General features: G+C 64.3%; 8 protein-coding genes. 3 read left to right on the top strand and 5 right to left on the bottom strand.

All coding sequences use genetic code 11. The annotated features are described in order from the left end of the window. The first annotated feature begins 47 nt into the window (after positions 1 to 47). Together B3611_RS05210 and B3611_RS05205 are read left to right on the top strand one after the other, a co-directional pair. Positions 48 to 1424 carry a TrkH family potassium uptake protein gene (locus B3611_RS05210; protein ID WP_291314023.1) on the top strand — a complete coding sequence of 459 codons (1377 nt, stop codon included), beginning with the start codon at positions 48 to 50 and terminating at the stop codon, positions 1422 to 1424. Beyond that, the gene (locus B3611_RS05205; RefSeq protein WP_291314022.1) at positions 1417 to 2109 is read left to right on the top strand and encodes a potassium channel family protein; all 693 of its coding nucleotides are present in this window, start codon (positions 1417 to 1419) and stop codon (positions 2107 to 2109) included. The genes B3611_RS05210 and B3611_RS05205 overlap by 8 nt, the downstream gene beginning before the upstream one ends. 36 nt (positions 2110 to 2145) lie before the next feature. Here the strand turns inward: B3611_RS05205 and B3611_RS05200 are convergent, their stop codons facing one another. From B3611_RS05200 to B3611_RS05180, 5 genes are all read right to left on the bottom strand, one after another. Next, positions 2146 to 3063, bottom strand: a complete 918-nt coding sequence (locus B3611_RS05200; protein ID WP_291314021.1) for a class C sortase — start codon at positions 3061 to 3063, stop codon at positions 2146 to 2148. Further along, positions 3060 to 4571 carry an LPXTG cell wall anchor domain-containing protein gene (locus B3611_RS05195; protein ID WP_291314020.1) on the bottom strand — a complete coding sequence of 504 codons (1512 nt, stop codon included), beginning with the start codon at positions 4569 to 4571 and terminating at the stop codon, positions 3060 to 3062. Before B3611_RS05195 ends, B3611_RS05200 begins: the two co-directional genes overlap by 4 nt. A 39-nt stretch (positions 4572 to 4610) precedes the next feature. Beyond that, positions 4611 to 6116, bottom strand: coding sequence for a SpaH/EbpB family LPXTG-anchored major pilin (locus B3611_RS05190; RefSeq protein WP_291314019.1), 1506 nt, complete (start codon positions 6114 to 6116; stop codon positions 4611 to 4613). Between the two features lie 143 nt (positions 6117 to 6259). Beyond that, complete coding sequence (locus B3611_RS05185) at positions 6260 to 12184, bottom strand: CshA/CshB family fibrillar adhesin-related protein (protein ID WP_291314018.1); 5925 nt, start codon at positions 12182 to 12184, stop codon at positions 6260 to 6262. 299 nt (positions 12185 to 12483) lie between these two features. Continuing rightward, positions 12484 to 13038 carry a TetR/AcrR family transcriptional regulator gene (locus B3611_RS05180; RefSeq protein ID WP_291314017.1) on the bottom strand — a complete coding sequence of 185 codons (555 nt, stop codon included), beginning with the start codon at positions 13036 to 13038 and terminating at the stop codon, positions 12484 to 12486. 131 nt (positions 13039 to 13169) lie between these two features. Here B3611_RS05180 and B3611_RS05175 point away from each other — a divergent pair, with 131 nt between their 5' ends. Then, the gene (locus B3611_RS05175; RefSeq protein WP_291314016.1) at positions 13170 to 14279 is read left to right on the top strand and encodes an ABC transporter permease; all 1110 of its coding nucleotides are present in this window, start codon (positions 13170 to 13172) and stop codon (positions 14277 to 14279) included. The last annotated feature ends 30 nt before the right edge of the window (positions 14280 to 14309 follow it).

Below are 14309 nucleotides of genomic sequence, written 5' to 3'. Positions count from 1 at the left end.
CGCTCGTTCAGTTCCCTCCGGGCCGGGGCTGGATTAAGATTCCGTTAGTGGAAGGAAAAACTTCGTCCGGCTGGCTGCTTCCCGCGCGGATGACGGCCGCGGGCTTTCTCATCCTGATCCTCACGGGCACGTTCCTGCTGTGCATGCCCTTCTCCTCCGCCGACGGGTCGATGACCTCGCCAATGTCGGCACTGTTCACCGCGACATCTGCGACCACGCTGACAGGACTTGTGGTGGTGGACACCGGCAGCCACTTCAGCGTGTGGGGGCAGATCATCGTCCTGCTGCTCATCCAGACCGGCGGCTTCGGCATCATGTCCATCACCTCGCTGACGGGCATGCTCATCACCGGGCGAGTGAAACTTCGCGCCCGCCACTCCGCCGCCGCCGAGGGGCGCCCGCTCTCCCAGGGCGGCGTGCGCAAGACGCTCTTTTCCACGCTGGCGTTGACGGCCTTCTTCGAGCTCGCCGTCGCCGTCATCGTGGGCACCCGCTTCGCCGTCGAGTACGGCATGTCGCCGGGCCGGGCTGCGTGGGAGGGTGTGTTCCACGCCGTGTCCGCGTTCAACAACGCCGGCTTCGGCCTGCGCGAGGACAGCCTGATCTCCTACAACACCGACGGGTGGATCCTCATCCCCCTGGCCGGTGCGCTGATGATCGGCGGGTTGGGCTACCCGGTGCTGGTGGAGCTCATCGTGCGCCTCAAGGAGCGTCTCCGCGGGCGCTTCTACAACCAGCCGGTGAGCACCCGCAGGCTGTCCGTGACCACCCGCATCACCCTGGTGGGCACGCTCTTCCTCATCGTCTCCGGCATGCTCATGGCCTCCGTCTTCGAGTGGCACGGGGTGCTGGGCGGGATGTCCTTCGACTCGAAGATCCTCAACTCCTTCTTCATGAGCGCCACCCCGCGCACCGCCGGCTTCAACTCCATCGACTACGGCCAGGCCAACCCGGTCACTCTCATGGGTACCGACGTACTCATGTTCATCGGCGGTGGCTCGGCGGGTACCGCTGGCGGCGTGAAGATCACCACTGTGATCGTGCTCCTCGCCGCGATGGTCGCGGAGTTCACCGGCCGCAACGACACCGCCGTGAGCCACCGCACCGTGCCCAAGACCGTGGTGCGCCAGGCCATGACCGTCGCGGCGGCGGGTGTCGGTGCCGTCACGCTCGCGGTGGGTGCCCTGCGTATCCTGGAACCGCAGTTCACCGCGGACCAGATCAGCTTCGAGGTCATCTCGGCGTTCGCCACTTCCGGGCTTTCCACCGGGATCACGTCGTCGCTGAACACCCCGGCGCAGCTCATTCTGTGCCTGCTCATGTACCTGGGCCGCGTGGGCCCGTTCACCCTCGTCGCCGCCCTGGCCACCCGAAACGTTGCCCGCAGGTTCGACTACCCAGTAGAAAGGCCCTTCATTGGCTAACTTTCCCGGCTCCCTGTTGCGGAGTAAGCAGAAGATCGACATCCCCCCGGTTGTCGTCATCGGCCTGGGCCGCTTCGGCGGCGCCCTCGCCGACGAGCTGACCCGCTATGGCGTGGAGGTTCTCGGCATCGACGCAGACGAGCGCCTGGTGCGCGACCACGCGGCTGGCTTGGCCGACACCGCGGTGGCCGACACCACCGATGCGGAGGCGCTGCGCCAGCTCGGCATCGACGAGATGGAGCGCGTGGTGCTGGCAATCGGCACCCACCTCGAGGCGTCCATCCTCACCGCCTCCAACCTCGTCGAGCTCGGGGTGCCGGACATCTGGGCGAAGGCCGACTCAGAGTCCCACGCGCGCATCCTGCGCCAGATCGGCGCGCACCACATTGTGCGCCCCGAGCGCGACACGGGCCGCCGCGTGGCGCACCTTCTCGGTGGGCGCTTCCAGGACTTCGCCGAGCTGGACGAGAACTACGGCGTGATTAAGCTGACCCCGCCGCGCGTCCTACTCCAGGGCCCCGTGGACATCGAGCGCGTGTGGCGCAAGCACCACGTGCACATGGTGTCCGTGCGCACCGGCCCCGGAGAGTGGCAACCGCTGCTCACGGGCGACCACCTCTCCCCCACCGACCTCATCGTGGTGGCGGGAAGCCCCGAGGACCTCGAGGCGTTCTCACGCATTTAGGAGCTTTGCGACGCCCCGCGGCCAGCGCTGCGGGGCCTATTCCGCCTCGGACGCTGCGGAGGCTTCCGCGGCCCTAGCCTCGGCCGCCTTCTGGGCGGCCTTCTTCTTGCGCCGCCTGCGCCACTCGCGCCAGAGGATAAGCAGGGGGACGATAAGAACGAGCAGCACCACCGCGATCATCCACCAGGACCACGCCCACTTGCCCACGTCCGGCTCGGGCGCGTTCGGATCCAGCGGCGCGCGCACCGCGTGCACGAGCAGGCGGTCCGTGTTCAGCCCGTAGGGGGTGCAGGTGATCAGCGTGATCTTGTCCTGCCCCGGCTCGTAGGTCACAGCGTCGTACTTGTCGGGCTTGACGACCTCGCGGCTGACCATCCGGTACCGCAGGCGCTCGCCCATGACGTCGATGTAGATGTCATCGCCCTCCTTGAGCATCGGCAGCTGGTCGAACATGGATGCGTTGACCATGCCGGTGTGCGCGGAGATTACCGAGTTGGTGCCGTCGCCACCCACGGGGAGGGTGGACCCGTACATGTGGCCGGCGCCGTCGTAAAGCACCTTGGGGTCCGTGGTGTGGAAGATGGGCAGGTCCACGTTGATGGCCGGGATGCGAATGCGCGCGATGACGCTGAAGTTCTCCGGGAGGACCAGCTGGGACATGTAGTAGTCGAAGCCGTCGTCGCCGGGGCGTGGCGCGCGGGCGTGGGTGCCCGTCTTCAGCAGCCAGTCGTTGTACTCGTGGGCGAGGCGGAGCTGTTCTGCCTTCTGCTCGTCGCTCAGGCTCTCCACCGCGCCCGCGTACTCCTCGTTCTGGCGGATCTGGGTCAGGTGGTTCGCCAGGGTGGAGACCACCGGGTAGAGCAGCAGCGCGGCACCCAGGAGCAGGACGAGCAGCGAGACAATGTCGCCGCGCGTCTTCTTTTTCGCCGGCTTCGGCGCGTCGGCGTGGCTCATTCGCCATCCCCGTTCCGGCGGCGGCGCAGCCACAGCCCGAGGAGGATCAGCAGTACGGCGACCCCGACGAGGCCGAGCACGCTCGCACCGGTCGACGCGAGGGGGCCGGTGCGCTTTTCGCTACTCGACGCCCCACCACCGCCGTTGCCGTCATTGGAACCCCGACTCCCGGAGCCACCGCTACCGGAGCTGGTCCTCTGCGACACCCCGCTGCCGTTGTTGCCGGTGTTGTTGCCGCCGCGTCCGTCCGAACCAGCGTTGTCGCCGCCGCTTGTGTTGGACGGGTTCCTCGACGGGCGTGAGGAGGAGCCGTCACCCGGCACCGGCGGGTTGTTCGCGTCCCCCGCATTGAGGAAGCACAGGCCGCGTTTGACCACGTTGATGTGGCTCGTCTTGGCCACCTCCACGGGCGTGCGCTTCGCATCCATTCCGTCCGTGCGCAGCGTGGCGGTGGCTTCGAGCGTGCCCAGCACGTTTGCGCTCACCGCCGTTCCCCACGGGCCCTCCGTGTTGGCCTTTGCGGGCACGCGGATATGCACCGTGGTGTTGGGATCCTCCATCCGCAGCTTGGCCAGCTCGGCGCGCGCGGCATCGGTGAGGATGAACGTCGCGGAATCGTTACCGGAGCGCGTCACGGTGTAATCCACCCCCTCCGCCAGGGTGCGTGTGTCCCCGTCGCCCGTCATGGTCAGGGTAGGAGCCTCAAGCTTGACGACGTTCTCGTCCTTCCGCGACTTCCCGATCAGCTTCGTCCACCACGGTTCCCCCTCCGCCTCCACGTGTTGCTGCGATGCCGCGGCGGCGAAGGTGAAGGACGGATGGCCGGCTGCGGCAGCGACGGCCTCGATGGAGGTCTCGGGTTCCGTCTTCTTCCACTGCACAGTGTGGCCGACGGAGAACTCGAACGTCAGGGCGTAGACGCCGATGGTTCCGTTGTAGCTGGGGTTGGGCACCGATGCCGTGTAGTCGTACTCGACGTAGGTGCCCGGGGCTGCCGCGTCTTTCCAGGCGGGGGTGTTGCACGCGGTGAGGGGCTCGGAGCTGATACCCAGCACCTGCGCCTTCGGGGCGACGCTGAGGCTGGGGCTCTTGGCGGTGAGAGCGAGCACCATCGGCGCGTAGGAGACACGGGCATCACCGGTTGGACTGTCCTCCACCGTCAGGTAGTACACACCCGGGGCGAGGCCGGTGAACTCCGCGACCCCGTCGACGGTGGTCGTCCGGGCCACCTCCTCCAGCTTCGTGCCTGCCGGAAGATCAACCTCTCCCCCGCCGCCCCACGGGACCTTCGTGGGGTCGAGGCCGGGGGCGCGGCTAAGGATCAGGGTGCGGTCACCGATGGACTCGAACCACTGCTCGCCGACCGCTTCCACGAGGCTCACCCGAACCGAACCGGCCGCCTGCGCGTGGGCGGCCGGAACCGGACCGGGCACAACGGCGGGCGCGGCGCCGACCGCGATGGCGGCTGCGGCGCACGCCGCCGTGAGACCCCGTAGATCTCGGACCATGGACGTTTCCTTCTTCCCCGGTGGTGCGCTGCGCGTGCCTTAGGCGTTCTTGCGGCGCAGCTGGTAGGCGGCACCGCCGCCGAACAGCACGAGGCCGAGGGCGAGCATGATGAGCATTGTGCGCTCACCTGTCGCAGGGAGACGGCCCCAGATGTTGTCGCGGACGTCGTTGACGGTCACGGTGTAGAGGGGTCGTCCCGCAGGGGTTGCTCCGGTCTGGGAGAGCGGCTTCGGGTCCGGGTTGATGAGGAACTTCGCGGGAGCCTTGGTCTCCACGGCGCAGTAGGTCTTTTCCGGATCGAACTGCAGGGCGTAGCCGTTGGCGACGGCCGCGCTTGGAACGGCTCCCTGCGCGGTGAGGGTGGCACCGGCCTTCTCGTTGCCCGTTTCGATGGTGCCCACCACGGGCTGGGCGCCAGCCTCGACCGTGTACTTCCCGTCTGCCCCGGTGCAGGCGAAGATCTGGAACTCGGCACCGGCACCGTTGGCGTTGTCGTCGACGGCGTTGTCGTTGAGGGTCTTGGTCACCTGGACGTTGGCGTAGGTGGTCCTGGTGTCGTTGCCGGTTCCGTCGTTGGTGGATTCCGGCACCGTCTGGATCGGCGGGCGGTTGGGGAGCTTCACCTCGGCGGTGTTGTTGATCTGGCCGTTGGCCGGGATCGAGTTGACCCGTGCCTGGAACTTCAGCACCACCTGCAGGCCGGGGTTTGCTGCGCGGTCCGTGGCCAGCTTCGCCAGGCCGGCCGGGGTGAACACGACGCTGACGGTGTTATTGGTATTAGTGGTCAGCTTGTAGTCGGTGTCGGCCACGGGGTCCGTGAGCCCGTTTGCACCGGTGTAGGTAACCGTTGCGGTGTTCGCGGCGTAGGACAGGTCCGACTGCAGCGGATCCGTGATGGAGAACTCGGAGATGGTGCGCGTGCCGTCCCGGAGGACGTCACCGGCGGGGACGGGCGCGTTGATGGTGTAGGTGATGTTGTCGCCCACGTTGACGTTGGTGTCCTGGGCGCCCTTGGTGGGCTTGATCTCCTGGTTCTTGGGGGAAATCGTCGGGGTGTAGTTGGGGGTGCCGTTGTCCATCAACGGAAGGGTGACGAAGAACGGGGCGGCCACGGTGTATTTGCCGTTGACAAGCTCGGTGACGCGGTACATTCCCACCGCGAGATCGCCGAAGACAGCTTGACCCGCGGCGTCGGTTGTCTTCTCAATGGGGGTGCCCTCAATCGTTGCCGCACTCACGGCGCCCCCCGCAATGCGTGACACGTCAGCCCATCCGGCCGCGGTGTTGAGTGGCCCGGTGGTGACGCGCTCGAGACGGAACGTGGTGCCCTCAAGGGGGGTCGTGCTGCCCACCTCGCCGTTCCGCTTGTCGATGGTGAGGCGGCCAGTCCGGTTGATGTCGATCGCCTGCGCGTTGGGCGCCGCCGTCGTCGTGGCGGCGGGGGTTTCCTGAGCCGTGGACGAGGGGACGAACGCAAGGGGGGTGGCTACCGTGAATGCGGCGGTCGCTGCGAGTGCGATGGACTTGGTTGCGATACGGGACATGATCGTTTCCTTTATGGGGAGTTCAGGGGAGCTCCGGGCGGCGTCTCCCGCTGGCGAGCTCCTGGGATTTATTGGTTGTTCGGGGTGACCGTTCGGGGCGATGCCACGTCATGGCACGCAGCCAGCACAGGTGCTTTCGGGTCTTAATCGGTCCCATAGTGCCCCCTGTCTTCCACTGCATCTTCATCGTCGTTGCGGCGCAGCACGCGGTAGGCACCGTAACCGAACACCAGCAGGCCCAACACCAGCAACCAGACCAGGGTCTGGGCACCCGTAGCGGGCAGCAGGGCACCGAGCACTCCGGAGAGCCGGAGAACGCCGAAGCTATCCGTCGCGGCAATCGTCTGATTGTCAACCTTGCCCGACACCTCCACTGCACCGAAATAACTGAAATTCTTGTCCGTGGGTTCCTGGGAAATATCAACCGTGATGGTGCAGGAGGTTGTGGCTTCCGGTGCCAGTGTCCCCGACAGGCCGATGCAAACGTCGGACGGGATCACTCCGTCGCTCCCAACGACATACGTCTTTCCGGTTGTCGAGGTTACTGTCCGGCCCGCCAAAGTGGGTTCCTTCAGCTGGATCTCACGTATGTCCATCACTCCTGAGTTGGACACCGTGTAGGAAATGTCGAAGGAGGCCGCTTTTTCTCCCAGAAGTGCCCGGTCCGCCACCGCGCCGGTCACCGCGCTGATAGGCGCGCCTGGTATTCGCTTCTCCACCTTCATTCCGGGGAAACTGTTGGTGGCGGTCAGAGCCCACCTCGAACCGCTGGTGGCGGTGTCCGCCCCGGACGTGGGGTTCACCACGAAAGAGACCTCTCTCGTCGATTCAGTCCCCTGCTCGGCGGACGGCTGGTTGTTCGTTCCGATGTTTCCCAGAAGCGAGCCGTCGTCATCCGCTTGCGCGGACAGAACGGAGTTGACCTCGTCGTTGCCATCGGTAGTCTCCGCGATGGTGCACGTGCTGTCGACGGGCACCTGCTTGATCATTCGGGTTTCCCCGTCTTTCAGAGCGAAAGTGCCATCGCCGTTAGATTCACCGCAGGCGGCGCTGAATTCGAATCTCTTACCCTCGCCTTCCGATCCCTTGGAGAGCTTGCGGAATGCAACATCGTATTTTGCCCGCGGATGGAAGAATTCGGCACCGAGGACGAATTCCGTGGCTGCGCTCGAGGGGACAGTGAAGGAGTACGTGTACATCGACGCTGTCTTCTTGACGTCCTTGAACGGGGTGTTCAGCAGTTGCCGGTCAGCACCGGAGTACTGCCCATCCGTCCACGAGGCGTACCGCATGTAAGGTCGCCGATTCCCGTCAACCACTTCAATCTGGCCCCGGGGGTTGAGCGCGGGGCTGCCGTCGAAGCTCACCTGGCACTTCGCGCCAGCCGGCAGCTGCGCATTCCACCCGCCGGCGACAGGTGCACCGTTCGTGGGCAACTGCCCGGTTGCGACATCGCTCAGGGGAACCGTCAGGGTTTGCGGCGAGCCGTCGCAGGTGAAGGTGGCGGAGTAGCCGGAAGCGTCCGCTCCTGCCAGGTAGCCGCCCTGTCTCATGACAACGCGGACAGTGCGGTCCTGGCGCTTGAATGTGTCAACGAAAGCGAACTCCGTCGGCTGGGCAGCTTCGGGCGCGGGCGCGCGACCCACCGCCACGTTCGGCTTCCGCACTGAACTATCTGGATCCTCGTTCGATCCTGCCTCGATGGTCATCCCCAGCTCCTCCGGCACGCCCGAAGGTGAGAGCTCGGTGAACGTGCACAGTGACCCGGCGGGAACCATGGCGCTTCCAGAAACAAAGGTCCTGCCGGACGACAGATCATGTACGCCTAGCGACGTCGGAATAGTCTCGTTCCCGCCACCGAGCGTGTTTGTCTGGTACCCGATCACCTCGCACTTGGTGGCGAAATGGAATTGGGTGTCCTTGGAAAGCAACTTCAGGTCAGCGTCATTGCCCGCGACCGTCTTCCGCAGGGTTACGGGCGCCATTTGGTATTCGTAGTGGTTCGTGAGCGCAATCTGATTCGGGCTCGCCGTCGGGTCGTTCACGGTGAAGTCGGGTGACGTGGTTGTGTCGTCCGAAAGGTTCTCCTGTGCGTCGCCGCCGGCGGGATCAGTCACCCAGTCGACATACGCTGGTTTGATGTACGCGGTCAAATCTTGTCCAGCAGCATTCTTCCGGGGCTGGAGTTGAAGGGATCCGAAGTGGTCTCCGGTGATTTTGCAGGTGACCCCCTCAGGCACACCCGGGAATGTCGTTCGGCCTTCACCCTTGATGTAGCTGGTCGCGGTGAAGATCGGCCCCTCTCCCTCGTATCCAGGGTCGAAGCACGACATTTGGAACGTGTGCGTGTTCAGAATCTGCTGGAGATCCTCCTGCGAACCGTACTCCTGGCGGATATTTCCGGGGAAGAATGCCTTCTTCTCCATCGAGACGTCCGCTACCTGGCGGGTGTAGAGGTTGGTGAAAGTGATGGTGTCATTGCCCTCGAAGGCTGTGAACTCAATGCCTGGGCCATCTTTCGCGATAGCCTGCCCGTTGTTCATATCCACTTTCACGGACGTCGCCAGGGAAACGCCGGTCGAGGTGGTGGTGGATCCTTCGTTTGCCCCGCACACTGACCCCTCGGGAACAATGTTCTGCTGCTCGATCACCTGGCCGTCTTTGACCGACGTAGAGATGTTGAATTCGTCGTCCCCAGCGGGACTCTTGCACCACATCTTGACAGGGAACAACCGCTCCCGTTTGGATGCCACTCGGCCATCAGAAAAATACTCCGCTGTAACCGGATCGATGGCGACATGCTTGGTGAGAGAAATCGATGAAGGTTTATAGCTGTAGGTGTCGGTGATATTTATGACGGACTGGCTGCCGATCACGAAGGGCGCACCGAGGCCTACACCCTCCGGATCGCTCGTCGTGACAGTAGTCTCACGATCGATGTTGTAGGTTTCCCCCTTGAAGTTTGTACGCACCAGATTGTCCGGCGTTTCTTCTTGGAGTACGCAGGTACTGCCTTTGGGCAGACTGTCGGCATCGATGTGCACGGATTCCCCGTTCTTCAATGCGATCCTCAGAGGGCTGAGTTCGGTGGGCGCAGCCGCTGCGAACGCCCCGACCGCCTCCGCGTTGGCTTCGCCGTCAACAGGATCCCCGTCTTTCTGATCTTTCTCCGGCACAGCTTCGTTCCGCGCCAATGTGGGGGATGCCGCAGCAGCCGAGCAGGTGAGGGTATAAGCGATCTCGCCAGGATTGGGGAAGATCGAAGTTTCTCCCACAAAGGACTGCGAAATAGTCAGCCCGTTACCGGCACCGTTGAACGTGTTGGTCATTTCGACGGAGTACGACGAAGCGCCGACAGTCAGCTTCTTGTTCGCCGCGTCGGAGGACATCACAATTCCGGGGCCAACGGCGGGCTGGTCCTCCCGGAAAGTACAGGTGTTCCCGTAGGGCACCTGCATTGCCCGGCCGGAGTCGTTTGCCGAGTTGTCGTTCGCGGACAGGGTGACGGTTTGGCCGCCCTGAACGATCGCGGTGCCGGTAAGGGGCACGACCTGGCTGCCGATGTTTCGGACACCACAGTCGAACCGGAACGTGAAGGAGCTGGGCACGCCGACGGGTACGTGGCTGTCCACATTCTTCTTCAGCGTGACGGGAGTCAGCTTGTAGTCGTACGTGTTGGTGACGTTCACCAGGTTTCTCTGGGTGCCCTGAGACGGCCACACCTTGAGGACGGCCGTTTTCTGGCCCTCGCTGTTGTTGACGGTGGTGACCTTTTCGGAACCGTCCGCTGAGGTCAAGACAGTTCCTTTGTACTGGGTGTTGGCGGTGTCGCCCTGCGGCTCCTCCCAAATATTGCAGTCAGATCCGACGGGAATGTCCTTGATGACGTTTTCACCCTGATCGCCCGTCAGGACCACCGTCCCCGTGAATTCTTTTCGGGCGGGAGTGGTGCATTTGTAATTGACGGTGAAAGAGAGATTGTCGAAATCTTTGCTGCTCGCCGCCGGCCCGTCGATATTCTTGTGGACGGTGATGTCCCGCACCTGGTACGCGTATGCGGTGGAGAAGTGCATCGTTGAAGATGCCCCCTGAACGTCGGGGAGAACGAATGGGTACCCGTTGTTGGCCGAGCGGTCCGGAAGAATTTCATTGCCGTTCAACGTCGCAGTTCTGGACACGAACCGGTAAGTCTTACCCTGCTCATCCGTGAGGTCGGTGAGTGGGCGAATAGTGCAGCTCTGTCCAACGGGGACGTTACGGAATACGACCGAACCCTGGGTCCCCCCAGACATGGTCATCACTTCTTCCCGCCTGGGCATGTTCGTAGCGGGGCACAACAGCTCAAACCGGTATTCCGGCATCCTGAAACCATCATCGACAGGGGGGCCGACGATCCCCTTGGTGAGCGTCAGGGTCCCCGAGCGGTAGTCGTAGCGGTTGGTGGCGGCCGCCTTGTCGACCGCGTTGGAGGGTTGCTGGGACCCGAGAGTCACCTGGTACGGGTTGGTTCCATTGTTCGGGCTCGCCGGCGGAGTGCCGGGCAGCGTCGCCTGGTTCCACTGCAGATCCAGGCTGGTTCCAGGCGGCGGTGGCGACGACGTCTTTTCCGTCACCGTGCACTGAGCTCCCTTGGGGAGTGAAACCGTCTGGGACGTTCCCCGATCCACACGCACGGTGTTCGTGAGTTTGACATCCGGGTAAGCGGTGCTGAAGTTGATCCCCCCGCTGTTGACATCCTTGCAAGCATATGTGAGATCAAAGCTCGTGGCGAGCATGTCCCGGAAGCCGGCAGCGTTTCCCGCCACATTCTTCCCCAATTCCAAACTCGCAGGCTGGAACCGGGACTGCCATTTGACGGAGCAGTCCACCTGACGGTTTTCCGGAGCCGAAACGACAAGCTCCGAAGTTCCGGTGTCCTGGTTCTTATTCAAGGTGAACCCTGCGGGCACGGATCCTTCCTGTACCGCGAACGTGGATGCATCGCCGCTGGCTGTGGTCAAAGTGCACGACCACACCGGGTTGTACCGGTTGAAGGCATCGGCGGGGCGTTGTGTGCTCAATTTCGATTTGAACACGAACGCGTCGAGCGGCACACCCTCCGCCCCGAACTGCCTCACAACGGGCACAGTAGAGTTGGGGGAAACGTTGAGGGGGGCATCGCCGCTCTTCGAACGGAGAAACAGTGCGTAGTCGGCAGAGGGTGCAGTGCCGGCTGTGGCTTTTTCGAAGGCCGAATCCACCGTCGCCAACTGGTCATTTGCGCCAGCGGCGACGCGGCCCAGCCCAATACCCAGCGCGATAGCTTGCGCACCGCGGGGACCGTTCGTCCCCATGGAAATCTCCACGCTCGGGTTGTTTCCGGTCATGGGTGCCGAGGCAACAAAGGTTCCGTAGGTGCCGGTTGATCGGTTGTAGCAGACAAAATCGCGGCTTCGTCCTCCGGCATAGGCCCACGAACCGGGCTCGTTGCCTTCCCCATACATTCCCGGGCACGCGTCGCGGGAGCCGGACGGTGTCAATCGGTCCAGCTTCTCTACCCCGCCCGACGAATTATCAACGCTTATGAGCTCTCCCGGCCCACCGGCGCCCGTTGATTCCGCATCCGCGACCATCAGCCTGAAGTCGGGAACGGCCTTGCCGCTGGGGTCGGTCAAGGTGACGTTGTTCAGGGTGATGCGGCTGGAGGCGTTGCTGCCTTTCGCCGTCAACTGGAGGACATCGTTGACGGTGGAGCTTTGGTACCGCTCGAAGAAACCCGTGCCAACCTTGCCGAACGCCGCTTGATCCCAGCTCGGATTGGTCGCAGTACCCAGGTTTCCGTCTGTGGCTACGGCGGTGTCGAACGTCAGCGTGTACCCGCCGATCTTCTTGATGACTCCTTTAGACGTGGCGGTAAGCCCGGAGGCGTCTATCCAGCAGATTTCGTTGGCCCACCTTTGGGTTCGGACGGCACCCGCCCCCTTGCGGAAAGAGCAGTCGCCCAAGTTGGTGGAACTCGTTGCTGCGTGGGCGCGTGGCGCTGCGGGAGCCACGACGAGGACCACGGCAACAATCAGTGCGGAGAGCATGGCGTATGCTGCTCGAGCCGCTCCATTGCAAGAGCGGGGTGAGACTGCAGGCATATTAGGTTTTTACCTTTCGAAACGGCTCCGCCACCTGAAATGAGGGCGCCCAGCACTTTATGCTCGTTTTACGCGACTTTGCACAAAGCACGGAGATTTTGAGCATGAAATTATCAGCAAACGCTCATGGATGCAACGCGGTCCGAACTAGGTGATGAGTGCACAATGCCGCAGTCGGCATGGTCCTTCTAACCCGCTCCACGCCTTCTTCAGATGCACCCGGCCAACTCAAGCCGTAAAGACTCTTACCGCAGGCCGTCAATGAAGACGTCGACCAGCCAGCTCATTTCGTCCGGAAAAATCTTGTCCGCCGGTGGCGGCAGGGGCCGCGATAGGGCGATGATGCCGAGGTGGAAGTGGACGGCGTCGAGATCGGGCGCGCAGAACCCGTGCTCGGCGGCCCTAACGAGGAAGGGGCGGTAGATGCGTTCGAGGATGGAGGTTTTGCGCACCACCAGCTCCGGGTCGAGACCCGTCGCGAGGGAGGGCATGACCTGCTGGGCAACGATCGGGAGGGAGAGGCCGACGATGGCGTGGATGGTGCTCCTCCAGGCATCTTCCGGGTTATCGGTGAAACGGGGCAGGGACGCCTGCACGAGCTCGTCGACGCTGGCCAGCCCCTGCTCGACCACCGCGTGCAGCAGGCAGGCCCGGTCGGGGAAGTGGCGCGTCACCGTGGCGACGCCGACTCCCGCCTCCTTGGCGATGGCGCGCATCGACACCTCCACGCCGTCGCGGGCAATGAGCTCCCGTGCCGCCCCCACGATCGCGGCCCGGTTGTTGGCGGCATCCTTCCTCATGGCTTCAGGATAGGTTGACACGCCCAAAAATGAAACACTATGCTCCATTTAGTCTATCGGAACACAGTGTTCCACATGGTCGGTACGGCACTGAAGCAACGGTTCCACACTCAGAGAAAACAGAGGCAGACATGAGCACCTCAGTAGTTACGGCTCCCCAGGCGGAACCCACCACGACCGAGCCGGTGAAGGCGGGGCCGGACAGGGCGACCGTCGGCAAGGCTCTCGGCATCACCTTCGGCATCCCCCTCATCATCGGGCTGATGCTGTGGGCGTTCCTCGCCCCCACCTTCCACTCCGGCCCCACCGGCGTACCCATCGCCATCGTGGGCCCGGACCAGGCTGTCACTCAGCTCACCCAGCAGGCGGAGCAGCAGGAAAAGCACCCCGACTTCGTGCGCGCGGACAGCGACGGGGACGCGCAGCGCATGATCCACGACCGCGAGGTCGTCGGCGCCGTGGTCATGGCCCCGCAGGGTTCAACCATCTACACGGCGACCGGCAACGGCGCGCCCTACGTGCAGATCCTCAATGGAATGGCACAGCAGATGCGCGCGGCCGGCCAGCAGGTCGAGGTCACCGACCTCGCCCCCACCACCCAAGCCGACCCGCAAACCTCGGGCCTGACCCTCCTCGGCCTGCCCCTCGCCTTCGGCGGCATCATCTCCGCCGCGGGCGCGACCTTCCTGCTGCGCGGCCACAAGTGGCTGAAGCTCCCCGCCCTGCCCGCCATCGCGGCACTGGGCGGCGGCATCGCGGTGTGGATGCTTCACCACGTCTACGGCACCCTCGGAGGCAACGCGTGGGAGGAGTGGCTCGGCATCTCCATGGGCATCGCCGCAACCTCCATGCTCACCGCCGGCCTCGCGGCGCTGATCGGTACGGCGGGTGTACCCATCGGCGCGGTGCTCACCATCTTCGTGTCCAACCCCCTGTCGGGTCTGGCCACCGGCCCGTGGTTCCTGCCAGCCGGCTGGTCCACCCTGGGCCAGTCCATGCCCATCGGCGCGACGGGCTACCTCATCCGGTCGCTGTCCTACTTCGCCGGCGGCGGCGCGACCCGCGCGTGGTGGGTGCTCAGCCTGTGGATCGCCACCGGCCTGGTCATGCTGGCCTTCGACCGCTCGGAGCGCCACCACCCCGCCGGACAGCAGGGCCGCCACGAGTCGCACCACCAACCGGAGCACCTCGCCGGCCAGCACGCTGCGCCCCACACCGGGCAGCAGGTCCAGCCAGTTTAACGGCCCCTCCCCCGACGCGCCTCGCTCCCG

Origin of the sequence: Corynebacterium sp. UBA2622 (genome assembly GCF_002339505.1) — a bacterium.
GTDB lineage: Bacteria > Actinomycetota > Actinomycetes > Mycobacteriales > Mycobacteriaceae > Corynebacterium.
This window is presented reverse-complemented; position numbering and strand designations above follow the sequence as displayed.